The sequence below is a fragment of the Herbaspirillum sp. NPDC087042 genome (assembly GCF_044745245.1).
Taxonomy (GTDB): Bacteria; Pseudomonadota; Gammaproteobacteria; order Burkholderiales; family Burkholderiaceae_D; genus Herbaspirillum.
Genome location: NZ_JBIUZW010000019.1, coordinates 82,124 through 107,927 on the forward strand (window position 1 = coordinate 82,124; position 25,804 = coordinate 107,927).

Consider the following 25,804-nt stretch of genomic DNA (forward strand, 5'->3'; position numbering starts at 1 on the left):
GAACGAGGAGCAAGCTCATGCGCTGGCCATTTTCCACTGCGGCGGGACGCATCCTGCTGACCGGTTCTCTCGGGTGTGCCATGACGGTGCTGGACACCAACGTGGTCGGCATCATCCTGCCCACGGTGGCACGCGAGCTGGGCGCTTCCTTCAGCGAGATCGAATGGATGGTGAGCAGCTACGTGCTGTGCTTTGCCGCCCTGCTGCTGCCGGCCGGCGCCACGGCCGACCGTTTCGGCCGCAAGCGCGTGCTGGCGTGCGGCATCCTGCTCTTTGCCGCCGCCTCGCTGGCTTGCGCGCTGGCGCCGTCGGCGCAGGCGCTGTACGTGGCGCGTGCGCTGCAGGGCGTGGGGGCGGCGCTGCTGCTGGCACCGGCGCTGGCGGTGATCGGCCATGCCTTCCACGACGAAGGCGAACGCGCCCATGCCTGGGCGGTCTGGGGCGGCGTCATGGGCCTGACCATGGTGCTGGCGCCGCTGGTGGGCGGGGTCATCAATACCCTGCTGGGCTGGCGCTGGGCCTTTGCCATCAACCTGCCGGTGTGCGCCGTGCTGGGCGTGGCGGTCTGGCACCATGTGCCGGAGTCGCGCAATCCCCTGCCACGCCCGCTCGATCCCCTGGGCATCCTGTCTTTCTCCAGCGCGATCTTCCTGCTGACCTGGGCCCTGATCACCGGCCCCGAGCACGGGTGGACCAGCGTTGCTTGCGTCGCTCGCAGCCTGGGCGGCGCTCTTTTATTGGCGCTCTTCATCGGCTGGCAGCGTCGCGCTGCCCATCCCATGCTGGAGCTGGGCCTGTTCCGCCGTCCCGGTTTCGTGGCGGCGGTGGCGGCCATGTTCGCCTATGCGGCCTCGGCCCAGGTGATGGCCTCGCTCTTGCCGCTGTACCTGCAGAATGCGCGTGGCCTGGATGCCTTGCACAGCGGCCTGGCGATGTTGCCCTTCGCGCTGGCCATGCTGCTGTTGCCGCAATGGGGTCGCCGGCTGGGACAACGCTTTTCCTCACCCGCCATCCTGGCGCTGGGGCTGGGCATCACCGCGCTGGGCAATCTGCTGATGGTAATGGCCGCTGGCGCGGCATCTCCGCTGTGGACCGCATTGGGCATGGCGGTGCTAGGCAGCGGTGGTGGCCTGCTCAATGGCGAGACGCAGAAGGCCATCATGGGCAACGTGCCGCGCGAGCGCGCCGGCATGGCCTCGGGGATCAGCACGACGGCGCGCTTCACGGGCGTGCTGGCCGGCTTTGCAGGATTGGGAGCGGTGCTGGCCGAAGGCGCAAGCCAGGCCATGGCGAGCGCACTGGCCACCTTCGATGGCGATGCTCTACATGTGCGCCGCTTTGTCGAACGCGCCATGGCCGGTGACCTGGAACAAGCCGCACAACTCTACCCAGGGCAGCAGAACAGTGTGATGGTATTGGCGCGGCAAGCCTATGCGCAGGGGTTTTCGCATGCCTTCGCGGTGGCGGCCTTGCTGGCCGTGACGGCGGCGGCGATCGTGGTGTGGGCGATCAGGCGCGCCGCGCCTGCAGTAGCTGATCGGCCAGTCGCGGCAACACCGTTGCGGCGTCCTCCCGGATCTTGACGGCCAGCAGCGCATCGGCCCGCGTCACACCGCGATTGATGGCCACCACCGGCTTGCCGGCCTCGGCCACCATGCGCGGAAAACGGAATCCCGACAACACCATCAGCGAACTGCCCACCACCAGCATGGCATCGCAGGCCCGTGCCGCCTGCTCGGCCAGGGCACTGCGCGCGACAGGCACGCCATCGCCGAAGAACACCACGTCCGGTTGCAGCACGCCGCCACAGGCGACGCAGTCGGGCACATGGAAGCTGGCATCGGCCTCGGGCTCCAGCTGGGCGTCGCCGTCGGGCAATGCCTCGGCCTTCAGGTGCGCCAGGGCGGGATTGCGGCGCTGCAACTCCTGCTGGATCTGCGCGCGCGGATAGACGGTGGCACAGGACAGGCAACGCACCTCGTGGATGCTGCCGTGCAGCTCGATGACCTGGGCGCTGCCGGCCTGCTGGTGTAAGCCATCGACATTCTGGGTCAGGATGGCGCCGAGATGGCCGGCCTGCTGCAATTGCGCCAGCGCCCGGTGGGCCGCATTGGGCGTGGCCTGCGCCAGGCGTGGCCAGCCCAGCATACTGCGCGCCCAGTAACGCTTGCGCGCGGCCTCGGACTGGCGGAACTCATTGCCCTGGATAGGCAGGCGACCGCGTCGCACGCCATCGTCATCGCGATAATCGGGAATGCCGGAGGCCGTGCTGATGCCGGCCCCGGTCAGCACCAGCACATCGCGCCGCTCCAGCAGCAGCTGCACCAGTGCCGCCAGCGGATCGGCGATGTCAGGCACGACGCGGCTGGTCCTGTGGTGGCACGGCCTGGTGCAGCTCGCCCAGCACATCGAGCAGGGCCGGACGGCCGAACAGGAAACCCTGGCCCTCGTGGCAGCCTTCCTGTTCCAGGATGGCGCGCTGGGCTTCGGTTTCCACCCCTTCGGCCAGCACCGCTACGTTCAGGCTGTGGCCCAGCGCCAGGATGGCGCGCACGAAGGCCTTGGCCTGCTTGCTGGTTTCCAGCTCGCTGATGAAGCTGCGGTCCAGCTTGATCTTGTCGAAGGGGAAGGAGCGCAGGGTTTCCAGCGACGAGTAGCCGCTGCCGAAATCGTCCATGGCGATGGTCACGCCCATGACCTTGAGTTGCTGCAGCAGGTAGAGCGCCCGGTCGCGGTCGGCGATGATGGCGGTCTCGGTGACTTCCAGCTCCAGCCGCTCCGGCGCCAGTCCGGTAGCCGCCAGGACCGAGCGCACCCGCTCCACCAGGGCAGCGTTGGAGAGCTGCATGGCCGACAGGTTCACGGCGATGCGAGGGCGCAGGTCCCATTGCACGGCCTCGCGGCAGGCGCGCTCCAGCACCCAGTCGCCGATGGCGCCGATGGCGCCACATTCCTCGGCCACGGGGATGAAGATGGATGGCGAGATCAGGCCCTGCACCGGATGCTCCCAGCGCAGCAGGACTTCGTAGCCGGTGATCTCGTCGCTGCTGACCGCACGCTGGATCTGGTAGTTCAGGAAGAACTGGCCGCGTTCCAGCGCCGTCCAGATGTCGCGCGCCATGGCACGCCGCGCGCGCGAGGCTTCGTCCATGGTGGCTTCGTAGTAGCAGATCTTCTCGTCCATGCTCTTCTTGGCGCGATACATGGCCAGGTCGGCATTGTTGAGCAGCTGGGTGCGTTCCTCGGCATCGCCCGGGAACATGGCCACGCCGATGCTGGCGCCCGGGGCGATATCGGTATCGGCCAGGTGCAGCATGGTGGTCAGGGCGCGTTGCAGGCGGCTGATGAAGTCGGCCAGCGCGCGCTGCTGGCGGAACACCTTGAAGGCGACGAATTCGTCACCGCCGAAACGCGCCACCGTCTCGCCTTCGCCGGCGAGGGCTTTCATGCGGCGTCCCAGTTCGGACAGCAGCTGGTCGCCCACCGCGTGGCCGAAGGCATCGTTGACTTCCTTGAAGCCATCCAGGTCGATGCTGACGACGGCGATCTGCTGTTCGCCACGATGCAGGTTGTCCATGGCCTCGTCGAGACGCTCCAGGAACTGCAGGCGGTTGGGCAGGCCGGTCATGGCATCGTGGCGCGCCAGGTAGATGATCTTGGCGTTGCTTTCGAGCTGTTCGGTACGGTCGCGGGTGATCTTGGCAAAGCCCAGCAGCTGGCCGTTTTCCTTGTAGATGGTGTCGATCACCACATGCGCCCAGAAGCGTGATCCATCCTTGCGTACGCGCCAGCCCTCATCCTCGAAGCGGCCTTCGCGCAGGGCGATTTCCAGGTTGGTGGTGGGCAGTCCGGCCAGGCGGTCCTGCTCCTGGTAGAACACGGAGAAATGCTGGCCCACGATCTCCTTCTCCAGGTAACCCTTGGCGCGCTGGGCGCCGGCGTTCCAGTTGGCTACGGTGCCATCGGGGTTGAGCATGTAGAGGGCATAGTCGGTGATGCCCTCCACCAGCAGCCGGAAACGGTTTTCGGTGTCGCGCCGCGCCTCTTCCATACGGCGCTGCTCGGTACAGTCGCGGGTGATCTTGGCAAAGCCGATCAGCTCGCCGTTTTCCTTGTAGATGGGGTCGATCACCACATGCGCCCAGAAGCGGCTGCCGTCCTTGCGGATGCGCCAGCCCTCGCCTTCGAAGCGGCCCTCGCGCAGGGCGGTATCCAGGCCGCGCTGGGGCAGGCCTTCGGCGCGCTCGGCGGGGCTGTAGAAGGTGGAGAAGTGACGACCGACGATTTCCTCGGCGGTATAGCCCTTGAAGCGCTGGGCGCCGGCATTCCAGTTGGCCACCACGCCATCGGCGCGCAACAGGTAGATGGCGTAATCGGTGACGCCCTGGACCAGCAGGCGATAGGCATTCTCGGAACTGAATTCGTTCAAGTCATCTTGCTGGGTCATTGCTAAACCTCCCGTTCACGGCCGGTCCGTTGCGTGGATCCCCCTGGACATCGGCATGATGCGGATGCAGGCGGGTTGCCGCACGGATATTTCTTGCTTTTACGGCAGCATTCTAACCTGATCGGCCAAGTCCTTCATTCAGGATTCCCCTGATCTCACCGTGGGGCGGCGCGAGTTTGCAATTCTCCCTATAATTTCAGTGCAACTTTCACAATGCCTCCCGCCCTCAAGGCGGAGGGGCATTGATATAAAAAACCTTCCGCCAAAAGTTCGAGGAGCATCATTCATGCGGCTTTTACTCCTGCTGCCGTTCATCGGCCTGTTATGGGTCCCGTTCTACAACACCGAATTGCCCACCCTGTTCGGTTTCCCCTTCTTCTACTGGTACCAGTTCGCCTGGGTACCGCTGACCTCGCTGATCATCTGGCTGGTCTATCGTGATGGCGTGAAGAAGGGAGTCGAGTAAATGGATACCTCCAACATCCACTGGACCGCGCTCTGGGTCTTCCTGTTCTTCTTCGCCCTGGTCACCGTGATGGGCTTCCTGGCCTCGAAATGGATGGCCGGTCCCAGCAACAAGGGCGCCCATCTTGACGAATGGGGCCTGGGCGGCCGCAACTTCGGTACCTGGATCACCTGGTTCCTGGTCGGCGGCGATTTCTATACCGCCTATACCGTCATCGCCGTGCCGGCGCTGGTCTATGCGGTGGGGGCCTATGGCTTCTTTGCCTTGCCCTACACCATCCTGGTCTATCCCATCGTGTTCGTGATCATGCCCAAGCTCTGGCATGCCGCCCACAAGGCCGGCCACGTGACGGCCGCCGACGTGGTCTGGGGTCGCTACAAGTCGCGTCCGCTGGAGTTCGCCATTGCCCTCACCGGCGTGGTGGCCACCATGCCCTACATCGCCCTGCAACTGATCGGCATGGAAGTGGTGATCAAGGCGCTGGGCCTGACCGGTGAGCTGCCGCTCTTGGCGGCCTTCGTGATCCTGGCGCTGTACACCTACTCGGCCGGCCTGCGTGCACCCGCGCTGATCGCCTTCGTCAAGGACGTGATGATCTACATCGTCGTGCTGGTGGCGGTGATCGTGGTACCGGCCAAGCTGGGTGGCTATGGCGCGGTGTTCAGCTCGGCCCGCGATGCCTTCGCCCTCAAGGGTGGCGCTACCGGCCTGACCCTGAAGCCCACGCAGTTCCTGCCCTTCGCTACGTTGGCGCTGGGCTCGGCGATGGCGGCCTTCATGTATCCGCATACCCTGACCGGCATCTTCGCGGCCCGCGACGCCAACACCATCCGCAAGAACGCCGTGTTCCTGCCGGCCTATACCGTGCTGCTGGGCTTGATTGCGCTGCTGGGTTACATGGCCTATGCGGCCGGCGTGAAAGTGCAGACCAACAACGACGTGGTACCGGCGCTGTTCAATGGCCTGTTCCCGGGCTGGTTCGCCGGCTTCGCGTTTGCAGCCATCGCCATCGGTGCCCTGGTGCCGGCGGCGGTGATGTCCATCGGCGCATCCAACCTCTTCACCCGCAACTTCTGGAAGCCCTACGTCAATCCGGGCATCTCCCATGAAGGCGAGGCCAAGGTGGCCAAGGTGGTGTCGCTGGTGGTCAAGTTCGGCGCGCTGGTGTTCATCCTGTTCCTGCCGACCAAGTTCGCGCTGGACCTGCAGCTGCTGGGTGGCGTGTGGATCCTGCAGACCTTCCCGGCGCTGGTGTTCGGTCTGTTCGTCAGCTGGTTCGGTGCACGCGCCCTGCTGTGCGGCTGGACGGTGGGCATCGTCAGCGGCAGCTGGCTGGCCTTTGCCGATGGCATCAAGCCGGTGCACAGCTTCATCATCGGCGGCGAGACCTATACGCTCTATACCGGTCTCATCGCCCTGGCCATCAACGTGGTGGTGGCCGTGCTGGCCAACCTGGTGCTGGGGCGTGGCGAGCAGCCCGCGCTGAAGCACTGAGGAGATAACAGCGTGGTCGTGCGTGCGGCGTTATCCGAAGGTTGCAGCGACCGCACGCCATGACGGCTACCTGATATCCCGACAGCAAAGAGGAGGACATGGTCCTCCTCTTTTTTTTCGCGCATCGCGTCCGGCGTCAGCGATCGACCAGCCGCGAGGGGACGCACAACACGACCAGCAAGGCCGACAGTGTCAGCATCGCCGCCACCAGGAACAGACCCGAGGACACCGAATGGGTCTGCATCTTCAGCCAACCTATCATCGCAGGGCTGACGAAGCCGGCCAGGTTGCCGGTGCAATTGATGAGCGCGATACCGGCTGCTGCGGCGGCGCCCCCCAGGAAGGCGGTCGGCAAGGCCCAGAACATCGACACCGCCGTGACCACGCCCATCGCCCCCAGGCTCAGGCCGGCAATGGCGGGCAGGACCTGATTCTCGCTCAGCGCACACAGGATGAACCCGGCGGCCGCCACCAGCGCCGGTATCGCCACATGCCAGCGCCGCTCGCGGAAGTGGTCGGCACTGCGTCCGGCCAGCAGCATCGAGACCAGGGCGGCGCCATAGGGAATCGTCGCCAGCAAACCGATATGCAAGGGATCGGCAATGCCGGCGCCGCGCAGGATGGACGGCAGCCAGAAGCCGATGGCATAGGAGCCCATGACCATGCCGAAGAGGATCAGGCACATCAGCCAGACCCGGCCCGAGAGCATGGCGCCCATTGCCGAACTGTGGGTGCGACCGCTGGCGTCCTGGGCGACGGCGGCTTCGATCACCTGCTTCTCGTCGGCATCGAGCCAGGAGGCATCGGCCACGCGGTCATCCAGGTGGAAGTAGATCAGCACGCTCAGCAGGACCGCCGGGATGGCCTCCAGCACGAACAGCCACTGCCACCCCGACAAGCCCATGGCACCGCCGCAGGCGGACATGATGTAGCCCGACAGCGGACCGCCCACGATGCCCGAGACCGGATTGCCGGCCATGAACATGGCGGTCATGCGGCCGCGTCGCCGGGCCGGGAACCAGTAGGTCAGATACAGGATCACGCCCGGGAAGAAACCGGCCTCGGCAATGCCCAGCAGGAAGCGGATGGCATAGAAGGCCGCCGGTGTCTCGACCCAGGCCGTCAGGGCCGAGAGCAGCCCCCAGCTGATCATGATGCGGGCGATCCAGCGGCGCGCCCCCAGCCGATGCAGCAGCAGGTTGCTGGGCACCTCGAAGAGGAAGTAGCCGAGGAAGAACAGGCCCGCGCCCAGGCCGTAGACGGCATCGCTGAACTGCAGGTCGCTGAGCATCTGCAGCTTGGCAAAGCCGATGTTGACGCGATCCAGGTAAGCCACCACGTAACTGACGAAGAGCAGTGGAATGAAGCGCCAGGCGACCCGGCGAAAGACACGTTCGCCCAGGGCCGGATCGGCAGGTGCCGCCTCGCCCGCCCGGGAGGACTGAGCGCTGGCCGGTTCAGAAAGGGTCTGGGAATGCATGGAGTCTCCTTGATGTGGATGCCACGGCTGGCCTCCCGCCCTGCGAGGCCGCTGCAGCTTTCTTGTGATGGATGGGGACGTTGCGGCGCTCAGCAGAGGGCCGTGCTGACCCGGCCCTGGTAGAGCGCAAAGCCCAGGGCATCGAGCTGGCGCAGCAGGGCCTCGCGGTCGATGGCGTCGAGCTCCACCAGGGGCGGCCGCAGGCGGTTCCAGCCCGGATCGCGCAGTCCGCAGGACATGGCCGCCTTCATCGCCGCGATCATGGGGAAGCCGGCGAAGGCGGCGCGGACTTCGTTGAGTTCCTCCTGCCAGGCCTGGGCCTGCGGGTCATCCCATTGGCGACACAGGGCGGCGATGCCGGCCGGGTTGACATTGGCGGTGGCGGAGATCACGCCGGCGCCGCCATGGCGCATGGTCTGCACCAGCGCCGTCTCGCTGCCGGCGAAGACATCGAAACCGGCCGCGCCGAATTCGCGCAGCATGGCGGCGGTGTTGTTCCAGTCTCCCGAACTGTCCTTGATGCCGGCCACCACGCCGGGGAAGCGCTTGAGCAGCCGCTCGATCAGGCCCAGGCTGATGCCGACCTGCGCCACCGGGGGGATGTGATAGAGATAGATGCGCAGGCGCGTATCGGCGACCGCCTCGATCACCTCGGCGAAGACGCGGAACAGCCCTTCTTCGCTGACCGCCTTGTAGTAGAACGGCGGCAGCATCAGGACGCCACCGCAACCGGCCCGCACCGCGTGGCGTGTCAGTTCCACGGTATCGCCCAGGGCACAGGCGCCCACGCCGGGCATCATGCGCGCGGCAGGCATGCCGGCATCGAGCAGCACGTCGAGCAGGCCGCGCTTCTCGGCCACGCTCAGCGAGGCGGCCTCGGAATTGGTGCCGAATACGGCCAGGCCGACATCGTGATTGAGCAGGGTACGGCAGTGTTCGATGAAGCGGGCGATCGAGGGCGTACCGTCAGCCTCGAAGGGCGTGAGCACAGGCGAGAGCACACCGCCCAGGCGGGGGGCGGGGGCGGGCGCGGGCGGCGCGGCGGGATGGGTCATGGCAAGTCTCCTGAAATGGGCCGGCGCACGGCGCGCGGCAGTCTGGGTGCCAGCACGGTTGCACTGGTGGACGGCGGCCAGTATTGCCCACTTCAGGAAGCAGAATAATCATGCTTCGCTTGCGTCAATCGATAGAATTTTTATCGTTCTTGCGCCATGCCTTGACCAGTTCCAGGAAGCAATGCACCAGCCGGGTCCGCGCCGACGTGCGTGTCCAGGTCATGCCCACCACGCGGCGTGCGCTGCGTTGTGGCAGGGGCCAGCGGCGGATCGCCAGGCGCGTATTGGAGGCGGCCACCCAGGCCGGCACCAGGGATACGCCGATCCCCCGCTCGACCAGCGCGGCGATGGCATCGAGCCCATCCATCTCGCAACGCTGGCGGGTGCGTATGCCGTACTGGCGCAGATAGGCCTCGGCCAGCTGGCCGCCCACGGTGGCGCGGTCGTAGCGCAGGAAGGGCTCGCGCTCCAGGGTGGCATGCACATCGTCGACCTGCATGGCGCTGGGGGCGAGCAGCACCAGCGGCTCTTCGCGCATGGTGTACCAGCCGCAGCTCTTGGGCAGCTCGTACAGGGGCTGGATCAGCAGCGCCGCATCGAGGTCGCCATCGACCACCTTGCGAAACAGCGTGGTCGAGGTGCCAGGCTCCAGGTAGATATCCACCTTGGGATGCTGCGCCAGAAAACGCGAGACCAGGTCCGGCAGCACCGCCAGCATCATGGTCGGGGTGCCGCCCACGCGCAGTTGCCCGGCCAGGTCGCGGCCGTCACTGAGGTCGTCGCGCAGGTCGCGGATGTCGCGCAGCACCTGGCGCCCCCGTTCGAGGATGCGCGCACCGGCCTCGGTGGGGGCCACCGTGCGCCCGGAACGGCGGATCAGGCTCATGCCCATCTCCTGCTCCAGCAGGCGCACCCGCTGGGCCACCGCCGCCGGCGTGAGATCCAGGCGCCGCGCGGCTTCGGCGATCGATCCCAGCTCTGCGACATGGATGAAGCTCTGCAGGTAGCGCGTATCCATGCGGTCTCCGATCAATAGAATAATTATCTTTTCAAGATATCGGAACGTACTGTTTTCATTGATTGGCGTCAATCAGAATGTGCCGCACATGCTGCCCGACGAAGCGCCGGCGACGTGTTCACATCACTCATCCATTCCATCGAGGAGGAAACAAGACATGCCCATCATCGAATCAGTCTCGGTCTGCACCGCGCGCGTGCCGCTGGACCGGGTCACATCATTTGCCACCCGCACGGTCTCGGCCCGTGACTATGGCCTGGTCAAGGTGCGCTCCACCGACGGCGTGGTCGGCATCGGCTTTTGCTATGTCGGCAGCACCGGGGGCGCGATCCTGACGACGGCAGTGGAGCAATTGCTGGCACCGCTGCTGATCGGCAAGGAGTCGCTGGCCGTGGAAGGCCTGTGGCAAGCCATGTACCAGGAGGCGCTGCTGCATGGGCGCGCCGGCACGGTGATGCGGGCCTTGAGCATTCTCGATACCGCACTCTGGGATCTCAATGCCCGCAGCAGCCAGCTGCCGCTGCACAAGTACCTGGGTGCGGTCCACCTGGACGAAGTCCCGGCCTATGCCAGCGGCGGCTACTACCTGGACGGCAAGACCCCGCAGGCGCTGGGGGATGAAATGGCCAGCTATGTGGCCATGGGCTTCAAGGCGGTGAAGATGAAATCGGGGCGACTCTCGCCCAGGGAGGAGGAAGCGCGCGTGCGCGCGGCCCGCGAAGCCATCGGCCCGGACGTGGAGCTGATGCTCGACATCAACAACGGCTGGGGTGATCTCACCCAGGCGCTGCAGCATGTACGTCGCTTCGAGCAGTACGATCCCTACTTCATCGAGGAGCCCTTCTCGCCCGACGACATCGACAACCACGCGCGCCTGGCCAGGCTCACGCGCGTTCCGGTGGCCACGGGCGAGATCGGCTATGGCCGCTGGTATCACAAGGAATTGCTGGACAAGGATGGCGCGGCCATCCTGCAAACCGATGCCGTGGTCTGCGGCGGCATCAGCGAATGGCGCCGCATTGCCGCCACGGCCGCCAGCTACGGCAAGGTGATGTGTCCGCACTGGTTCCACGATGTGCATGCACCGCTGGTGGCAGCCACCCCCAATGCGCGCTATGTGGAATTCTTCTGGGATGACCAGGTGCTCAACTTCCGCCGACTGATCGATCGTCAGCTGACGCATCGCAACGGTAACGTGGTCTTGCACCAGTCACCGGGCCTGGGCTTCGATTTCGATGAATCCCAGGTGGCCCGTTACGGCAAGTGGAGCACTATCAGGCAATAAGCGCAGGCCATGCCGTTCGACCTCGATCCAAGGGCATGGCTGCGTATCGTCGGTGGCTCAGAGCTTCTCGGTCTCGCCGCTCTTGGGCTGCCACTTCATCAGGCGCTTCTCGATCATGCCCACGGCCAGGTCCAGCACCAGGGCAAAGACCGTCAGCACGACAATGCCGGCAAAGACGGTGTTGATGTCGAAACTCCCCTCGGCTTGCAGGATCAGGTAGCCCACGCCACGCGCCGAACCCAGGTACTCACCCACCACCGCGCCCACGAAGGCCAGGCCGATGGAGGTGTGCAGGCTGGAAAACACCCACGAGGTCGCCGACGGCAGGTAGACCGTGCGCAGCAGCTGACGCGCATTGGCGCCCAGCATGCGGGCATTGGCCAAGACCACCGGGCTGACTTCCTTGACGCCCTGGTAGACGTTGAAGAAGACGATGAAGAACACCAGCGTGACCGCCAGCGCCACCTTGGACCAAATACCCAGGCCGAACCACATCGCGAAGATCGGCGCCAGGATCACGCGGGGCATGGAGTTGGCCGCCTTCACGTAGGGATCGAGGATGGCCGAGGCGGTCGGCGAGAGCGCCAGCCACAGGCCGATGCCCAGGCCGGAGACGGTGCCGATGATGAAGGCCAGCACGGTCTCGGTCAGGGTCACCAGCAGGTGGGAATAGATCTCGGCCGGGAAGTTCAGGGTGAAGAAGGTAGTGTCACCGATGCCCACTTCCAGGGAGCCGCTGCCCACCGTAAACCATTCCCAGATACGTTGCGCGACCTTGATCGGCTCGCCGAAGAAGAAGGCGGTCTGCGGATTGCGGGTGGCCGCATGCCAGACCACCAGCACGACCAGCAACACCATCAGTTGCCAGAATCGGATGTTCTTGTGATTGGGTTTCAGTAATTTCCACATGGTGCTGTTTCTTTCTCTTGCTGATTCTGCCGGTGGCCGTTTATGCCGCACGCTTCTGTTGTTGATAGCCCTTGAGCACTTCGTCGCGCAGCACATCCCAGATCTGCTGGTGCAATTCGACAAAGCGCGGGTGCATGCGGATCTCGGCCACGTCGCGCGGACGCGGCAGGTCGATCCTGAATTCGCCGATGGGGTGGGTGCCGGGACCGGCAGCCAGCACGATCACGCGGTCGGACATGGCAATGGCTTCATCGAGATCGTGGGTGATGAAAAGCACGGCTTTCTTCTTGGCGTTCCACAGGTCCAGGACTTCGTTTTCCATCAGCTGGCGGGTCTGGATGTCCAGGGCCGAGAAGGGTTCGTCCATGAGGATGATGTCGGGATCCAGGATCAGCGTCTGCGCCAGCGCCACGCGCTTGCGCATGCCGCCCGAGAGTTGGTGCGGATAGCGGTCGCCGAAGCCCTGCAGGCCGACGCGGGCCAGCCAGTGCTCGCCCAGTTCCTGCGCCGACTTCTCGTCCTGGCCGCGATATTGCAGGCCGGCGATGACGTTCTGCAGCGCGCTGCGCCAGGGCATCAGTGCCTCGGCCTGGAACATGTAGCCGGCGCGGCGGTTGATGCCGGTCAGCTCTTCACCGAACACCTTGACGCTGCCCGAGGAAGGACGCAGCAGGCCGGCGCCGACGTTGAGCAGCGTGGACTTGCCGCAACCGGTGGGGCCGACCACGGAGACGAACTCGCCCGGCGCGATCGACAGGTCGGTGTTGGCCACGGCCGTGTAGCGCTGGGTGCGATCGTCCTTGGAGACGAAGGTGCAGGTGATGTTGTCGAACTGGAGTGCTGGAGTCATGACGTTCTGGGCGGTGGAGGCCCCGGTTGTTGATGCGGGTCGATACTGGTCGATACTGGCTGATGCTGCTTGCTGTTCACTGCTAGGGACTGCCCAAGATGCGCAAATGCCCGTTGCCGGGCATCTGGGTTGCATTCGCAGCGGGCGGGAGACAGGCTCCCGCCGCTTGCCACTGCCTTACTTGTACTTGGCGTTGGCCTTTTGCACGAAGGAATTCGTGAAGGTCTTGGAGAGATCGATCTGCTTGTCGGCCAGCGAGGGCTCGAAGGCCTTCAGGGTACGCAGCGCGGTATCGGGGCCGCCCGGCGGGAAGTAACCGTCCGGCGAGATGGCCTGGCGCACCTTCATGAAGGCATCGATGTAGAGCGAGCGGTCGCCCAGCAGATAGCTTTCGGGCACGGCCTTGATGATGTCGGAGGGGCCGGCCTTCTGGATCCACTTCAGGGCGCGCACCATGGCGTTGGTAAGGGCCTGGGTGGTGTTGGGGTACTTCTGGATGAAGGCCGCCGGGGCATACAGGGTCGCTGCCGGCATGGGGCCGCCGAAGACGTCGTTGGTGTCCTTCAGGGTACGGGTATCGGCGATGGTCTTGATCTCGTTATGCTGTTCCAGCATGGAGATCACCGGATCGAGGTTGGCGATGGCATCGATCTGGCCGGAGCGGATCGCCGAGATGGCGCCAGCGGCCGCGCCCACGCCGATGAAGGAGACATCGGTAGGCTTCAGTCCAGCCTTGGCCAGCACATAGCTGGCCATGATGCTGGTGGAGGAGCCCGGTGCGGTGACACCGATCTTCTTGCCCTTCAGGTCGGCGATGCCCTTGTAGTTGGGCATGGTCTTGTTGTTGACCGCCAGCACGATCTGCGGTGCACGCCCTTGCAACACGAAGGCGACGATGGGCTGGTTCTTGGCCTGCATGTTGATGGTGTGCTCAAAGGCGCCCGAGACCACGTCGGCGCTGCCGCCCACCATGGCCTGCAGTGCCTTGGCACCACCGGCGAAGTCGGAGATCTCGACCTGCAGGCCCTCATCCTTGAAATAGCCGAGCTGTTCGGCAATGGTCAGCGGCAGGTAGTAGAACAGGTTCTTGCCGCCCACGGCGATGGAGACCTTGGGCTTTTCCAGCGCCTGTGCGCCAGCAGTGCCGTTGAACGAAAAATAGCCGGCCAGGAACAGGCCCGCGGCGATCAGCAATTGCTTCCAGCTTAATTTCATTGTGTCTCCTCCGTGTCGTGGATGGGGTGCTGCTTGTTGTGCTGCAGGGGTACCGCCTGTGTGCTGCTTCAGACCACGCCTTCGTCCCGCAGCTTCTTGATGTGGGCCTCATCATACCCTAGCGAATTGAGGATTTCATCGCTGTGCTCGCCCAGCTCCGGGCCCAGCCAGCGGGTCTGGCCCGGTGTCTCGGACATCTTGGGGGTGATGCCCGGCAGCTTGACCGGCGTGCCGTCGGCGAACTGGTGCTGCTCGAACATGTTGCGGGCCAGGAACTGGGCATCGCCCATCATGTCCTTGACCGAATAGATCTTGCCCACCGGGACATCGGCGCCCTGCAGGGTCGCCAGCGCCGCATCGATGGTCTGGGTATCGCACCATTGCTGAATGGCGGCATCGATCTCGGCCGTGCGCGGCACGCGGCCATCGTTGCGGGCCAGCCCCGGATCGTTGGCCATGTCTTCCCGGCCGATGGCATTCATCAGGCGCTTGAAGATGGCGTCGCCATTGCCGGCGATGACGATGTTCATGCCATCGCCGGTGGTATAGGTGTTGGAGGGCACGATGCCCGGCAGCGCGCCGCCGGTGCGCTCGCGCACCACGCCGGCGAAGTCGAACTCGGGGACCATCGATTCCATCATGTTGAAGACGGCCTCGTACAGGGCCACATCCACCATCTGCCCCTGCCCTGCCACGCAATCGTCGCCCTGCTTGCCGTTCCAGCGGCCGCCGGTGACATCGCGGTGGCGCAAGGCCATCATGGCGCCGATCACGCCATGCAGCGCGGCAATGGAGTCACCGATGGAAATGCCGATGCGTACCGGCGGACGGTCCGGGTGGCCGGAGACGTAGCGGATGCCGCCCATGGATTCACCGATGGCACCGAAGCCCGGCAGGTCGCGCAGCGGGCCGGTCTGGCCGTAGCCGGACAGACGCACCATGATGGTGGCGGGATTGAGCTTCTTCAGGTCTTCATAGCCGAGGTGCCATTTCTCCAGCACGCCGGGACGGTAGTTCTCGATGATGACATCGGCTTCGAGGGCGAGCTGGCGGGCGATTTCCTGGGCGCGCTCATCCTTCATGTTCAGGGTGATGCTCTTCTTGTTGCGCGCCTGGACCGACCACCACAGCGAGGTGCCGTCCTTCAACACGCGCCACTGGCGCAGCGGGTCGCCATTGCCGGGCGCCTCGACCTTGATCACGTCGGCGCCGAACTCGGCCAGCATGCGTGAGCAGAAGGGGCCTGCGATCAGCGTGCCCAGTTCGAGCACCTTGATGCCGGCCAGCGGGCCGGGCTTGGATGTGGCTGTCGTCATCGTGCTTGCACCGGCGGCCTGGCGCGCATGTCGCGGCGCGGGCGCTGACCGGTGTTCTCCTCTTTGTCGATGTTGCCGGACCCGGCTCTGGGGGAAAGAGGCCCGTGTCCTGAAGTGCGTGAGTTGTTCTGTGCTTCTTCCAAGGCTGGCGATGCGGTCCGCGCGCGCGCCGGTGGACGCATGTTGCGCTGCCATATCGCCTGACGTCGTACGTGCAAGCCGGCAGCCGCCATTCTATTGCAGCATGGCCTGGCTGTCGCGCATTTTGACAATCATAAGGAACATCGCCGCTTGCAAGATTTTCATCCTGGCGCGGCGACGGCGAGGCGTCAGGTGGTGCGCCGGTCCAGCATGGCGCGGGCGATGGTGCCGGCGTCCACGTATTCGAGCTCGCCGCCCACCGGCACGCCGCGCGCCAGGCGGCTGACCTTCAGGCCGCGGGCCTTGAGCGTTTCGCTGATGTAGTGGGCGGTGGCTTCGCCCTCATTGGTGAAATTGGTGGCCAGCACCACTTCGGCGACCACGCCGTCGGTGGCGCGGGTGATCAGCTTTTCGAGATGGATGTCGCGCGGGCCGATGCCGTCCAGCGGCGAGAGCCGGCCCATGAGCACGAAATACAGGCCCTTGAAGGTCAGCGTCTGCTCGATCATGACCTGGTCGGAGGGCGACTCCACCACGCACAGCTGGGTATGGTCGCGCCGGCTGTCCTGGCAGGTTTCGCAGATGACCTGCTCGGTAAAGGTATTGCACAGCGCGCAGTGACGGATGGTCTCCAGCGCATGGGCCAGCGAGCGGCTCAGCTCGGAGGCCGCGTCGCGGTCATGCTGCAACAGGTGGAAAGCCATGCGCTGCGCGGTCTTGGGGCCGATGCCGGGAAGCCGGCGCAGTGCTTCGGTCAGGAGAGTGAGACTGGAGGGCGTTTTCAATTGCGGTCTACGGAATAGCGGAAGGCATCCAGCGCCTCGGCCGTCATGGAGGGGACGAATTCGATGATCTCGTATTCGGCCACGCCGCCGATGAAGAAGGGATCGGATTCCATGATGGCTTCGATCTCGGCACGGTCGTTACAGTCGGCCAGGATGATGCCGCCGGTGCGCGGGACCTTGCGGCCCGACATCAGGAACACCCCTTCGGCGTATTGCTGGTTGAGGAATTTCTTGTGCGCGGTCAACAGGGAGTCGATTTCACTGGCCGGCTTGGTGTACGTGATCGAGACGATGAACATGGTGCCTCCACTAAGCAATCCTGCATTTCATCCTAAAGCACTGCGCACTGCCGGCCGACCGTTGCCTGGCAGCCAGCGGCCACCAGGCGGGGAAACGATCAGAACGGCATCTTGAAGCCCGGCGGCAACGGCATGCCGGCGGTCACGCCCGACATCTTTTCCTGGGCGGTGGCTTCGGCCTTGCGCACGGCGTCGTTGAAGGCGGCGGCGACCAGGTCTTCCAGCATGTCCTTGTCATCGGCCAGCAGCGACGGATCGATGGAGACGCGCTTGACATCGTTCTTACAGGTCATCACCACCTTCACCAGGCCGGCGCCGGACTGGCCTTCGACCTCGATGCCGGCCAGTTGCTCCTGGGCCTTCTTCATGTTGTCCTGCATGGCCTGTGCTTGCTTCATCAGACCTGCCAGTTGACCTTTCATCATGCTAATGCTCCTTGTTTCAATTCACGGAATTCTATCGCGTTTGGCGCCGGGCTCGCGAAATTCGCTGCCCCTGCCCGCACGCCTTGATTACAACGGGTGGATCGACCCCGGCACGATGCTGGCGCCGAATTCGCGCATCATCGATTGCACGAAGGGATCGTTCTTCATCTTGTGTTCGGCCTTGCGCTGGCGTTCGGCGCGATCGGCCTCGGCCACGGCATTGGCGGTATCGGCCACCGCGCCCAGTTCGGTCTCCACGCGCACTTCCTTGCCGAAACGTTCGGACAGGACGGCGCTGAGTTTCTCGACGCTGCCCGACGAACGCAGGGTTTCCAGCGGGATGCGCAGGTGGAAGCAGACGTTGCCGCCGTTGAGTGCCTCGCAGCGCAACAGCTCGCTCTGGAACGCCATCTGGTGCGCCACGCCGCGCAGGGCCAGGCTGGCGGCCAGGGTCGGCCAGTGGCCATCCCAGCCCAGCTCGGCCACCACGCGGGCGGTTTCCTGCTGCTGGGCCGGCGTGGCGGCCGGACGCTGTGGTGCGACTGGTGCAGCGGCTTCTACGACGGCAGCCGGTGCGGGGATGGATTCAGTTTTTTTTTCAGCCTCGAAGCCGGCAGGCGGCATCGATGCGACACCCGGGTCTTCTTCCCACGGCGGGATCGAATCAAAAGGCGGCGGCTCGGGCATGTCCGGCGGCATGGGCACGGCCGACCTGGGTGCGGGCGCAGTGACGGCGGCTGGCGCTGGCGCTGGTGCTGGTGCTGGTGCTGGTGCCGATGCTGCTTCCGCTGCGGCCTGCGGCTGCTCGGCAGCCGGACGGGCCGCCGGTGCGCGACCGGTCTTGCCGATGGCTGCACGGGCAGCCATCAGGGCCGCTTCGCGCGGCGAGGCAGGTGTGGCCGATGCCGCGCGGGCAGCCGATGTAGCCGATGCAGCAGGGGCGGACACCGGCGTTGCAGCGGCGACGGCGGGTGCCGGTGCACTTTCCCGGACAGGCGCAGGTTGTGGGCGGCTCACGGGTGCACTGGCCACCGCTGCCTGCGGCGCCATCAGCGGCGCAGCCTGACGCGGCGTGGCCGGGCGGGCTGCAGCCGGCGCGGCGGCTGCCGGCACCGGTGCGCTCGCACTGGCGCTGACCGGACGGAACGCCAGCATGCGCAGGAGCGTCATGCTGAAGCCGGCATATTCATCGGGGGCCAGGCCCAGTTCGTTACGGCCGTGCACGGCGATCTGGTAGAACAATTGCACGTGTTCCGGGCTGAACTGGCCGGACAGGCGCAGGATATCTTCGCGATTGGGCAGGTCATCGGCCAGCGCGGCCGGTACGGCCTGTGCCAGGGCGATCTGATGCAGCAGCGTGCCCAGATCTTGCAGGGCGGCATTGTAGGACAGGCTGCGGGTGGCCATGTCGTCGGCCACGCCCAGCAGGGCGGCGCCATCCTGCACGGCCAGCGCGTCGAGGATGCGGATCAGGTAGGACTGGTCGAGCGCACCCAGCATGCCCTGCACCGCTTCCAGCGTGACCTTGCCGGCCGCGTAGGCGATGGCCTGGTCGGTCAGCGAGAGCGCATCGCGCATGGAACCGGAAGCGCCCTGCGCCAGCAAGCGCAGCGCGGGAGGATCGAATTCGATGCCTTCCTGGTTCAGGATGTTGTCCAGATGGCCGATGATATGGCCCGGCGGCATCTGCTTCAGGTTGAACTGCAGGCAGCGCGAGAGCACGGTCACCGGGATCTTCTGCGGATCGGTGGTGGCCAGGATGAACTTGACGTGTTCGGGCGGTTCTTCCAGCGTCTTCAGCATGGCGTTGAAGGCGTGGTTGGTGAGCATGTGCACTTCGTCGATCATGTAGACCTTGAAGCGCGCATTGGAGGGTGCATAGATGGCCTGCTCCAGCAGTTGCGCCATCTCGTCCACGCCGCGGTTGGAGGCGGCGTCCATCTCGATGTAGTCGACGAAGCGGCCGGCATCGATGGCCACGCAGGCCTCGCACACGCCACAGGGCGCGGCGGTGATGCCGCCATTGCCATCGGCGCCCACGCAATTGAGCGACTTGGCGAGAATACGCGAGAGCGTCGTCTTGCCCACGCCACGCGTCCCGGTGAAGAGGTAGGCATGGTGCAGCCGCTGCTGTTCCAGCGCGTGCGTCAGCGCGCGCACGACGTGCTCCTGGCCTACCAGGGTGTCGAAGCTGCGGGGACGATATTTACGGGCAAGAACTTGATAGGACATGAGATGGCTGCTGTGGGCGTTTTGGCTCAGGGGGGCATTTTAAGCTATTTCGCCGCCTGTAACGCCTTTGCCGTATGGCACCACCTGCAGGCCCCAGCCCTCAGGCTTGCGCGCGTGCTGCTTTTTTGTGCTGGTACATCAGGCCGTCGGCCTGTTGCATGAGATCGCTGACATCGTAATGCCGGGCCGGATCGAATTCGACCACGCCGACGCTATAGGCCAGGTCATACTGGCGCTGGCCATTCTGATTGAAGGATTTGACCCGCTGGGCAAAATGCTGCAGCGCCCGGTCCGATTCACCCTCGGCAGTATTGGTCAGCAAGGCCGCGAATTCATCCCCGCCCAGGCGCCCGATGACATCCGACTCGCGAAAGCTCGACGACAGCAGCGCCGAAAAGCTGGTCAGCGCGGCATCCCCTTCGGCATGGCCGAAGCGGTCATTGATCTGCTTGAACTTGTCGAGATCGAAATACATCATGCTGGCCGGGCGGCCGAGGCGCTTGCTGGTCGCCAGCGCATGCCGGGCCAGCGTCTCGAAACCGCGCCGGTTGGAAATGCCGGTCAGGTCGTCGATGGTCGCCATCCGTATCGCCGCCAGTTCCTGCTCGACCATCACGGCCAGGTCCTTCAGCAGGGCGCGGTCATCGGCATCGAAGCTTCGCACCTTCGTATCGACCAGGCACAGGGTCCCCAGTGCAAAGCCGCTCTCGCTCCTGATCGGGCAACCGGCATAGAAGCGGATGTGGGGCTCGCCGGTGACCTGCGGATTGCCGCAGAAGCGCGGATCGAGGCGGGCATCGGGAACGACGGTGATCTCGTCGCTGAGGATGGCGTGGGAGCAGAAAGAGATATCGCGCGTGGTCTCGGTGGCGTCACCCAGGCCGACGCAGGATTTGAACCACTGGCGGTTCACATCGATCATGGTCACCACGGACATCGGTACATCGAAGAGTCGTTTGGCCAGCCTGGTCAGGCGATCGAAACGTTCTTCTCTCGGCGTATCCAGGATGCGCAGCGAATGCAGGGCGTCGATGCGCGCGGTTTCATTGGCGGGGAGCTCGGCGATTTTCATGATTCGTCTATGCAGATAGGACGTGAGGGCAGGCGTCGGTAACTCGCTGAAAATCACTTTAACCTCATTTTTTTCGAGAAACAAGAATTAGTTTCTCTCATCGTTGGCGAGCAGATGAGACGGATCGTATCAAAAAGATCACAACATCCTGGTGGCAGGCCCCCTCTTCCTCCGGCCAGCCACTCTTGTCATCCCGGAGGACTTACTTGCCGGCAGCCGGCCGGGCTTCCGCCTTGCCGCCCTCCCGGCCTTCGCTACGTGCGGCCTTGGCAGGCGCCTTGCTCGCCGAAGCGCCGGCGGCCGCCCCCGGCTTGGCCTGGCCATTGACTGTCAGGCCATTGGCCGACAAGCGGGCGGCACTCTTGTCCTTGACGCCCTTGACGCGCTTTTGCAGGTCGTCCCAGTCCTTGAAGGCGCCGCCTTTCTCGCGCTCGGCCAGGATGCGCTTGGACATGGACGGCCCAATGCCGCGCACGCCATCCAGCGCGGCCTGATCGGCCTTGTTGATGTCCACCTGGGCCCAGGCCAGGCTGGTGGTGAACAAGAAACTGACGATCGATAGCAGGATTTTCTTCAACATGGTGTTTCCTTTCGGGTTTCTGGAGTGAAAGAACGAACAGAGCGAACAGAACGAACGAAATGAACGAAAAAACAAAAGGCAGCGCATCCGGAGATGGCGCTGCCTTTGCTCAACGAAACGGAAAGACGCGTGTTGACAGTAATCCTGCTAGAAAACCACGCTCAAATCAGCCTGCCAGCAATTCCTCGCAGGTCACGGTGGCCGTACCCAGCTTGCCCACCACGATGCCGCCGGCACGGTTGGCCATGGTCACCGCGTCGACCAGGGATGCTCCCGCACCCAGCATGACGGCCAGCGTACCGATGACGGTATCGCCGGCACCGGAGACGTCGAACACCTCGCGCGCCATGGTCGGGAAGTGCGTCACCTCGCCTTCGCGGTAGAGGCTCATGCCTTCTTCCGAGCGGGTCAGCAGCAGCGCTTCCAGGTCCAGGTCGGCACGCAGCTTCTGGGCGCGCGCGGTCAGGTCTTCCTCGTTCTTCCACTGGCCGACGATGCGGACCATCTCGGACTTGTTGGGCGTGAGGATGGAGGCGCCCGCATAGCGCGCGAAATCATCCCCCTTGGGATCGACCAGGATGCGCTTGCCCAGCTTCCTGGCCGTGGCGATCATCTCGGCCACGTTGACCAGGCCGCCCTTGGCGTAGTCGGAGAAGATGATGACGTCGTAGTCAGCCACCAGCGAATTGAATTGCGTGAGCTTGTCGCGCAACACCGTGTCGGTGGGGGCTTCCTCGAAATCGATGCGCACCAGCTGCTGCTGGCGCCCGATCACACGCAGCTTGACGATGGTGGAAATGCTGGCATCGCGGTTGAGATGGCTGCGAATGCCCATCTCGCCCAGCATGGCATCCATCACGCGGGCCGGCTCGTCGTCGCCGGTCACGCCCAGGAGCGCTGTCTGTGCGCCCAGGCTGGCGGTGTTGCGTGCCACGTTGGCCGCACCACCCAGGCGTTCCTCCTTGCGCTCGACCCGCACCACCGGCACCGGTGCCTCGGGCGAGATGCGGTTGACTTCGCCGAACCAGTAACGGTCCAGCATCACGTCGCCCACGATGAGGATGCGGGCCTGGCTCCATGCAGAAACGATGTCGTTGTTCACGTTATTGCTCGCGGGCGAGAAGCGAACGGCCGATGCCATAGTATTCGACGCCGCTGTCGGCCATGAGCTGCGGATCGAAGAGATTGCGGCCGTCGAAGATGACCGGGGTCTTCAGGGTGGCCTTGACGCGTTCGAAGTCGGGGCTGCGGAAGGCCTTCCATTCGGTGACGATGGCCAGCGCATCGGCATCCTGCAGGGTATCCATGGGCGAGGTGCCGAAGCGGATGCGTTCCAGCAGGCTGGTGTCGTCGGCGAAGTCCAGTTGCAGCACGCGTGCGGCTTCCTTCATGGCCACCGGATCGTAGACCGCCACGGTTGCGCCACGGCGCACCAGTTCGCCGATCAGCACGCGCGAAGACGCTTCGCGCATGTCATCGGTGTTGGGCTTGAAGGCCAGGCCCCAGACGGCGAAATGCTTGCCGGCCAGGTCTTCGCCGAAACGCGCCACGACCTTCTTGCCCAGCACATGCTTTTGCAGGTCATTGACCTGTTCGACGGCCTGCAGGATCAGCAGCTGCTGGTCGTAGTCGCGCGCGGTGCGCTCCAGCGCCTGCACATCCTTGGGGAAGCAGGAGCCGCCGTAGCCGCAGCCGGCGTACAGGAAGCTGTGACCGATACGCGGATCCGAACCGATGCCGTGGCGCACGGATTCGATGTCGGCGCCAACCTTGTCGGCCAGGTTGGCCAGCTCGTTCATGAACGAGATACGCGTGGCCAGCATGGCGTTGGCGGCGTACTTGGTGAACTCGGCCGAGCGCACGTCCATCCAGTAGGTGCGTTCGTGATTGCGGTTGAAGGGCGCGTAGAGCTTCTTCATCAGGGTCTGGGCACGCAGGCCGTCGACGGTCTGGTCGTGACCGATGACGATACGGTCAGGGCGCATGAAGTCTTCGACCGCTGCACCTTCCTTGAGGAATTCCGGATTGGAGACCACCGAGAAGCTGAGTTCGTTCTTGCCGCGCTTGGCCAGTTCCTCGGCAATGGCAGCCTGCACGCGATCGGCGGTACCAACCGGCACGGTGGACTTGTCCACCACGACCTTGAAGCCTTCCATGGAGCGGCCGATGTTGCGGGCCGCAGCCAGCACGTATTGCAGGTCGGCCGAGCCGTCTTCGTCCGGCGGGGTGCCCACGGCGATGAACTGGATGTCACCGTGCGCCACGCTGGCGGCGATATCGGTGGAGAACTGCAGGCGGCCGGCGGCGCGGTTACGGGCCACCACTTCTTCCAGGCCTGGCTCGTGGATGGGGATGCCGCCGTTGTTGAGGATGTCGACCTTGCGCTGGTCCACATCGAGGCAGAACACATCGTTACCCAGTTCGGCGAGGCAGGCGCCGGTCACCAGGCCAACGTAGCCGGTGCCGATGATGGTGATTTTCATGGTGATTCAGACTTTCCAAAAAAATGGCGCTAGGGCCTCAGTTCATGACATTCAGTTCTTCGGTGCGACGCGGAGGATAGGTCTCCCAATGGCTGCAGCCCGGGCATTGCCAATAGAACTGGCGAGCCTTGAAGCCGCAATGGCTGCACTGGTAGCGCGCCAGCTTCTGGGTATATCCGTGCACCAGGGTCTTGACCACCGACAACTCGGAGCGGGCCGTCAGGGGGGCGGTCATCATGCGCGCCTCCAGGAACTTGTCCAGTCCCAGCAGGGTGGGCGTGCGACGCAGTTCCTCGCTGACCAGGGCATTGGCGGCATCCACGCCGTCGGCATCGAGCACAGCCTTGAAGACCACTTCGAGCAGATCGATCGACGGTGCCTCGGCCAGATACGCGCGCAGCAGGTTGATGCCTTCCTGCGGCCGTCCCACGGCCAGGTAGCCATCCATCAGGCGCTGCGCCACCAGGGCGGTATGCGGCACGCTCTGCTGTTCGACCCGGCGCCAGGTTTCCAGCGCGGTTTCGATATCGCCACGGGCGCGCAACGCATCGCCCATCAGCATGGTGGCGCGCACGCTCTTGCGGTCGGCGGCCAGGGCCTTGTCCAGCAGGGCCATGGCGGCATCGGTGTTGGTCCGCACCAGTTCGTCGGCGGCCAGCTCGCAATAGAACTGGGCGATCTCGCGCTGGCGACCGCCGGCGCCGGTGGCCTGCAGGGTCTCGGCCGCCGAGATGGCGCGCGCCCACTCCTTCTCGCGCTGGTAGATCTCCAGCAGGGCGCGGCCGGCCTGGGCGCTGTATTGGGTATCGATGAGCTTGTTGAAGGTTTCCTCGGCACGATCCAGCAGGCCGGCCTTCAGGTAATCCTGGCCCAGTTCGTAGAGGGCGTGGCCATGATGCTCGGCCGGCAGGTCGGGACGCGCCAGCAGGTTCTGGTGCACGCGGATGGCGCGTTCGGTCTCGCCACGGCGGCGGAACAGGTTACCCAGGGCAAAGTGCAGCTCCACCGTCTCGGGATCGAGCTTGACGATCTCGATGAAGGCATCGATGGCCTTGTCGGGCTGCTCATTCAACAGGAAGTTGAGCCCCTTGAAGTAACCGCGCGGCAAGGTTCGTGATTCCGAGACCAACTGGTTGATGTCGACCCGCGCGGCAATCCATCCCAGTCCGAAGAAGACTGGAATGCCAAGCAACCACCAAAATTCAAATTCCATAAACGAAAGAGGCTATCAGAGAATGTGCTGTGCAGTGATGATGCTGTCCGGCTGCGGCGGCTGGGCCTGTGCCTGGGCGAGCTCTTCCTGGGCCTTCTGGACTTGTGCCAGGGCTTTCTTGTAGCGGCCGGCTTCGCGGCGATGGCGCAATACCATCGGGGCCATGGCCAGTACACCCAGGACAGCGCCGACCACGAAGAAGGACAGCAGCACCAGCACCAGCGGATCGGTGCGCTCATAGCCGAGGAAGAAATGCAGCGTCACTTCCTGGGTATTGCGCAGCGCGAAGAAAAAGAAACACACGAACAGGATGGCCGCGATCAATCTGGAAAGTATTTTCATGGCGTAATCCTCTTATGGCGGGTCGTAGTGATACCCGGGAGATGGCCGGCTCGTCTTTTGACCGCGCTGACCATTGGAAAAGATGCAACATTGTTGCGCTGGCCGGAAGAATCGGGCCTGTTTCTCACGCTTCCCGGGGCAATTCGGGATTGTACGTGAAAAAAAACGGCATCCAAAGATGCCGTTCATTTTGTTGATCTGCCTTTACACCCGCTCACCTTGCAGTGCGCGGGTGACAGGCCTCAACCTTGTGCTACCAACGTGCTGCCCGGGGGCAGCAAAACTGTCTCAAGACAAGACACGATGGGCATGCCGGTTCAATCCTCGCGGATTGGCTGGCCGACCATCGCATCGACGCGTTCGCGCAATTCCTTGCCTGGCTTGAAGTGCGGCACCCGTTTTTCGGGGACCATCACCTTGTCGCCAGACTTGGGATTGCGGCCGATACGCGGCGGACGACGGTTGAGCGCGAAGCTGCCAAAGCCACGGATCTCGATGCGCTGGCCGGTCGCGAGAGCGTCGACCATGGCATCGAGGATGGTTTTGACCGCGTAATCCGCATCCTTGGCTACAAGTTGCGGATAACGCTCAGCCAGACGGGCGATCAGCTCCGACTTTGTCATCGTGACTGCAAGATCAGTTGTTGTTGTCGAGCTTGGCCTTCAGCAGCGCGCCCAGGCTGGGGGTGCCCGAAGCA

General features: G+C 64.5%; 24 protein-coding genes. 4 read left to right on the forward strand and 20 right to left on the reverse strand.

Annotation, left to right across the window (positions count from 1 at the left end; genetic code table 11):
* Positions 1–17 precede the first annotated feature (17 nt).
* Entirely contained in the window at positions 18–1,583 is a 1,566-nt protein-coding gene (locus ACIPHN_RS22440; RefSeq protein ID WP_400440386.1) for an MFS transporter, read from the forward strand.
* Here the strand turns inward: ACIPHN_RS22440 and ACIPHN_RS22445 are convergent.
* Positions 1,510–2,358 carry an NAD-dependent protein deacetylase gene (locus ACIPHN_RS22445; RefSeq protein ID WP_400440389.1) on the reverse strand — a complete coding sequence of 283 codons (849 nt, stop codon included), beginning with the start codon at positions 2,356–2,358 and terminating at the stop codon, positions 1,510–1,512. The two genes, ACIPHN_RS22440 and ACIPHN_RS22445, sit on opposite strands and share 74 nt — an antisense overlap.
* Entirely contained in the window at positions 2,351–4,447 is a 2,097-nt protein-coding gene (locus ACIPHN_RS22450; RefSeq protein ID WP_400440392.1) for a putative bifunctional diguanylate cyclase/phosphodiesterase, read from the reverse strand. Before ACIPHN_RS22450 ends, ACIPHN_RS22445 begins: the two co-directional genes overlap by 8 nt.
* Positions 4,448–4,733: 286 nt before the next feature.
* Between ACIPHN_RS22450 and ACIPHN_RS22455 the strand changes: the two genes are divergently transcribed.
* Together ACIPHN_RS22455 and mctP are read left to right on the forward strand one after the other, a co-directional pair.
* Entirely contained in the window at positions 4,734–4,913 is a 180-nt protein-coding gene (locus ACIPHN_RS22455) for a DUF3311 domain-containing protein (RefSeq protein WP_400440394.1), read from the forward strand.
* Positions 4,914–6,407 (forward strand): monocarboxylate uptake permease MctP, encoded by a 1,494-nt coding sequence (mctP, locus tag ACIPHN_RS22460; RefSeq protein WP_400440397.1) that lies wholly within the window; start codon positions 4,914–4,916, stop codon positions 6,405–6,407.
* Positions 6,408–6,543: 136 nt separating this feature from the next.
* Here the strand turns inward: mctP and ACIPHN_RS22465 are convergent, their stop codons facing one another.
* From ACIPHN_RS22465 to ACIPHN_RS22475, 3 genes are all read right to left on the reverse strand, one after another.
* Positions 6,544–7,887, reverse strand: coding sequence for an MFS transporter (locus ACIPHN_RS22465; protein ID WP_400440399.1), 1,344 nt, complete (start codon positions 7,885–7,887; stop codon positions 6,544–6,546).
* 89 nt (positions 7,888–7,976) lie between these two features.
* A complete protein-coding gene (locus ACIPHN_RS22470; protein WP_400440402.1) occupies positions 7,977–8,942 on the reverse strand; it encodes a dihydrodipicolinate synthase family protein in 966 nt (321 codons plus the stop codon).
* A gap of 124 nt (positions 8,943–9,066) precedes the next feature.
* Positions 9,067–9,960 carry a LysR substrate-binding domain-containing protein gene (locus ACIPHN_RS22475; protein ID WP_400440404.1) on the reverse strand — a complete coding sequence of 298 codons (894 nt, stop codon included), beginning with the start codon at positions 9,958–9,960 and terminating at the stop codon, positions 9,067–9,069.
* Positions 9,961–10,117: 157 nt separating this feature from the next.
* On the opposite strand from ACIPHN_RS22475, the gene ACIPHN_RS22480 reads away from it, so the two are divergent.
* Positions 10,118–11,245 carry a mandelate racemase/muconate lactonizing enzyme family protein gene (locus ACIPHN_RS22480; RefSeq protein WP_400440407.1) on the forward strand — a complete coding sequence of 376 codons (1,128 nt, stop codon included), beginning with the start codon at positions 10,118–10,120 and terminating at the stop codon, positions 11,243–11,245.
* A 57-nt stretch (positions 11,246–11,302) separates the two neighbouring features.
* Here the strand turns inward: ACIPHN_RS22480 and ACIPHN_RS22485 are convergent, their stop codons facing one another.
* From ACIPHN_RS22485 to ACIPHN_RS22555, 15 genes are all read right to left on the reverse strand, one after another.
* Entirely contained in the window at positions 11,303–12,154 is an 852-nt protein-coding gene (locus ACIPHN_RS22485) for an ABC transporter permease (RefSeq protein WP_400440410.1), read from the reverse strand.
* A gap of 40 nt (positions 12,155–12,194) precedes the next feature.
* Complete coding sequence (locus ACIPHN_RS22490; RefSeq protein WP_400440413.1) at positions 12,195–13,004, reverse strand: ABC transporter ATP-binding protein; 810 nt, start codon at positions 13,002–13,004, stop codon at positions 12,195–12,197.
* A gap of 177 nt (positions 13,005–13,181) precedes the next feature.
* Positions 13,182–14,219 (reverse strand): ABC transporter substrate-binding protein, encoded by a 1,038-nt coding sequence (locus tag ACIPHN_RS22495; protein WP_400440416.1) that lies wholly within the window; start codon positions 14,217–14,219, stop codon positions 13,182–13,184.
* A gap of 68 nt (positions 14,220–14,287) precedes the next feature.
* Complete coding sequence (locus tag ACIPHN_RS22500; protein WP_400440419.1) at positions 14,288–15,535, reverse strand: CaiB/BaiF CoA transferase family protein; 1,248 nt, start codon at positions 15,533–15,535, stop codon at positions 14,288–14,290.
* A gap of 329 nt (positions 15,536–15,864) precedes the next feature.
* Positions 15,865–16,461: a recombination mediator RecR gene (gene recR, locus ACIPHN_RS22505; protein ID WP_400440421.1), complete on the reverse strand. Its 597-nt coding sequence runs from the start codon at positions 16,459–16,461 to the stop codon at positions 15,865–15,867.
* Positions 16,458–16,760, reverse strand: coding sequence for a YciI family protein (locus ACIPHN_RS22510; RefSeq protein ID WP_400440424.1), 303 nt, complete (start codon positions 16,758–16,760; stop codon positions 16,458–16,460). The genes recR and ACIPHN_RS22510 overlap by 4 nt, the downstream gene beginning before the upstream one ends.
* Positions 16,761–16,858: 98 nt before the next feature.
* Entirely contained in the window at positions 16,859–17,185 is a 327-nt protein-coding gene (locus tag ACIPHN_RS22515; protein ID WP_400440427.1) for a YbaB/EbfC family nucleoid-associated protein, read from the reverse strand.
* A gap of 87 nt (positions 17,186–17,272) precedes the next feature.
* A complete protein-coding gene (locus ACIPHN_RS22520) occupies positions 17,273–19,417 on the reverse strand; it encodes a DNA polymerase III subunit gamma/tau (RefSeq protein WP_400440429.1) in 2,145 nt (714 codons plus the stop codon).
* 100 nt (positions 19,418–19,517) lie between these two features.
* The gene (locus ACIPHN_RS22525; protein WP_400440431.1) at positions 19,518–20,489 is read right to left on the reverse strand and encodes a sensor domain-containing diguanylate cyclase; all 972 of its coding nucleotides are present in this window, start codon (positions 20,487–20,489) and stop codon (positions 19,518–19,520) included.
* Positions 20,490–20,691: 202 nt separating this feature from the next.
* Positions 20,692–21,069: a ComEA family DNA-binding protein gene (locus ACIPHN_RS22530; RefSeq protein WP_400440434.1), complete on the reverse strand. Its 378-nt coding sequence runs from the start codon at positions 21,067–21,069 to the stop codon at positions 20,692–20,694.
* A 166-nt stretch (positions 21,070–21,235) separates the two neighbouring features.
* The gene (rfaE1, locus tag ACIPHN_RS22535) at positions 21,236–22,210 is read right to left on the reverse strand and encodes a D-glycero-beta-D-manno-heptose-7-phosphate kinase (RefSeq protein WP_400440436.1); all 975 of its coding nucleotides are present in this window, start codon (positions 22,208–22,210) and stop codon (positions 21,236–21,238) included.
* Positions 22,173–23,552: a UDP-glucose dehydrogenase family protein gene (locus ACIPHN_RS22540; RefSeq protein WP_400440438.1), complete on the reverse strand. Its 1,380-nt coding sequence runs from the start codon at positions 23,550–23,552 to the stop codon at positions 22,173–22,175. Before ACIPHN_RS22540 ends, rfaE1 begins: the two co-directional genes overlap by 38 nt.
* A 37-nt stretch (positions 23,553–23,589) precedes the next feature.
* Entirely contained in the window at positions 23,590–24,765 is a 1,176-nt protein-coding gene (gene lapB, locus ACIPHN_RS22545) for a lipopolysaccharide assembly protein LapB (RefSeq protein WP_400440441.1), read from the reverse strand.
* Between the two features lie 15 nt (positions 24,766–24,780).
* Positions 24,781–25,107, reverse strand: a complete 327-nt coding sequence (locus ACIPHN_RS22550; RefSeq protein WP_400440444.1) for a lipopolysaccharide assembly LapA domain-containing protein — start codon at positions 25,105–25,107, stop codon at positions 24,781–24,783.
* Between the two features lie 317 nt (positions 25,108–25,424).
* Positions 25,425–25,730 carry an integration host factor subunit beta gene (locus tag ACIPHN_RS22555; RefSeq protein WP_006462119.1) on the reverse strand — a complete coding sequence of 102 codons (306 nt, stop codon included), beginning with the start codon at positions 25,728–25,730 and terminating at the stop codon, positions 25,425–25,427.
* Positions 25,731–25,804: the final 74 nt, after the last annotated feature.

Excerpts from the sequence above, each read along its gene's own strand:
- ACIPHN_RS22440 (WP_400440386.1), top strand. The coding sequence starts at position 18 with ATGCGCTGGCCATTTTCCACTGCGGCGGGACGCATCCTGCTGACCGGT.
- ACIPHN_RS22450 (WP_400440392.1), bottom strand. The coding sequence starts at position 4,447 with ATGACCCAGCAAGATGACTTGAACGAATTCAGTTCCGAGAATGCCTAT.
- ACIPHN_RS22455 (WP_400440394.1), top strand. The coding sequence starts at position 4,734 with ATGCGGCTTTTACTCCTGCTGCCGTTCATCGGCCTGTTATGGGTCCCG.
- mctP (WP_400440397.1), top strand. The coding sequence starts at position 4,914 with ATGGATACCTCCAACATCCACTGGACCGCGCTCTGGGTCTTCCTGTTC.
- ACIPHN_RS22465 (WP_400440399.1), bottom strand. The coding sequence starts at position 7,887 with ATGCATTCCCAGACCCTTTCTGAACCGGCCAGCGCTCAGTCCTCCCGG.
- ACIPHN_RS22470 (WP_400440402.1), bottom strand. The coding sequence starts at position 8,942 with ATGACCCATCCCGCCGCGCCGCCCGCGCCCGCCCCCGCCCCCCGCCTG.
- ACIPHN_RS22475 (WP_400440404.1), bottom strand. The coding sequence starts at position 9,960 with ATGGATACGCGCTACCTGCAGAGCTTCATCCATGTCGCAGAGCTGGGA.
- ACIPHN_RS22480 (WP_400440407.1), top strand. The coding sequence starts at position 10,118 with ATGCCCATCATCGAATCAGTCTCGGTCTGCACCGCGCGCGTGCCGCTG.
- ACIPHN_RS22485 (WP_400440410.1), bottom strand. The coding sequence starts at position 12,154 with ATGTGGAAATTACTGAAACCCAATCACAAGAACATCCGATTCTGGCAA.
- ACIPHN_RS22490 (WP_400440413.1), bottom strand. The coding sequence starts at position 13,004 with ATGACTCCAGCACTCCAGTTCGACAACATCACCTGCACCTTCGTCTCC.
- ACIPHN_RS22495 (WP_400440416.1), bottom strand. The coding sequence starts at position 14,219 with ATGAAATTAAGCTGGAAGCAATTGCTGATCGCCGCGGGCCTGTTCCTG.
- ACIPHN_RS22500 (WP_400440419.1), bottom strand. The coding sequence starts at position 15,535 with ATGACGACAGCCACATCCAAGCCCGGCCCGCTGGCCGGCATCAAGGTG.
- ACIPHN_RS22510 (WP_400440424.1), bottom strand. The coding sequence starts at position 16,760 with ATGTTCATCGTCTCGATCACGTACACCAAGCCGGCCAGTGAAATCGAC.
- ACIPHN_RS22515 (WP_400440427.1), bottom strand. The coding sequence starts at position 17,185 with ATGATGAAAGGTCAACTGGCAGGTCTGATGAAGCAAGCACAGGCCATG.
- ACIPHN_RS22520 (WP_400440429.1), bottom strand. The coding sequence starts at position 19,417 with ATGTCCTATCAAGTTCTTGCCCGTAAATATCGTCCCCGCAGCTTCGAC.
- ACIPHN_RS22525 (WP_400440431.1), bottom strand. The coding sequence starts at position 20,489 with ATGAAAATCGCCGAGCTCCCCGCCAATGAAACCGCGCGCATCGACGCC.
- ACIPHN_RS22530 (WP_400440434.1), bottom strand. The coding sequence starts at position 21,069 with ATGTTGAAGAAAATCCTGCTATCGATCGTCAGTTTCTTGTTCACCACC.
- rfaE1 (WP_400440436.1), bottom strand. The coding sequence starts at position 22,210 with ATGGCATCGGCCGTTCGCTTCTCGCCCGCGAGCAATAACGTGAACAAC.
- ACIPHN_RS22540 (WP_400440438.1), bottom strand. The coding sequence starts at position 23,552 with ATGAAAATCACCATCATCGGCACCGGCTACGTTGGCCTGGTGACCGGC.
- lapB (WP_400440441.1), bottom strand. The coding sequence starts at position 24,765 with ATGGAATTTGAATTTTGGTGGTTGCTTGGCATTCCAGTCTTCTTCGGA.
- ACIPHN_RS22550 (WP_400440444.1), bottom strand. The coding sequence starts at position 25,107 with ATGAAAATACTTTCCAGATTGATCGCGGCCATCCTGTTCGTGTGTTTC.
- ACIPHN_RS22555 (WP_006462119.1), bottom strand. The coding sequence starts at position 25,730 with ATGACAAAGTCGGAGCTGATCGCCCGTCTGGCTGAGCGTTATCCGCAA.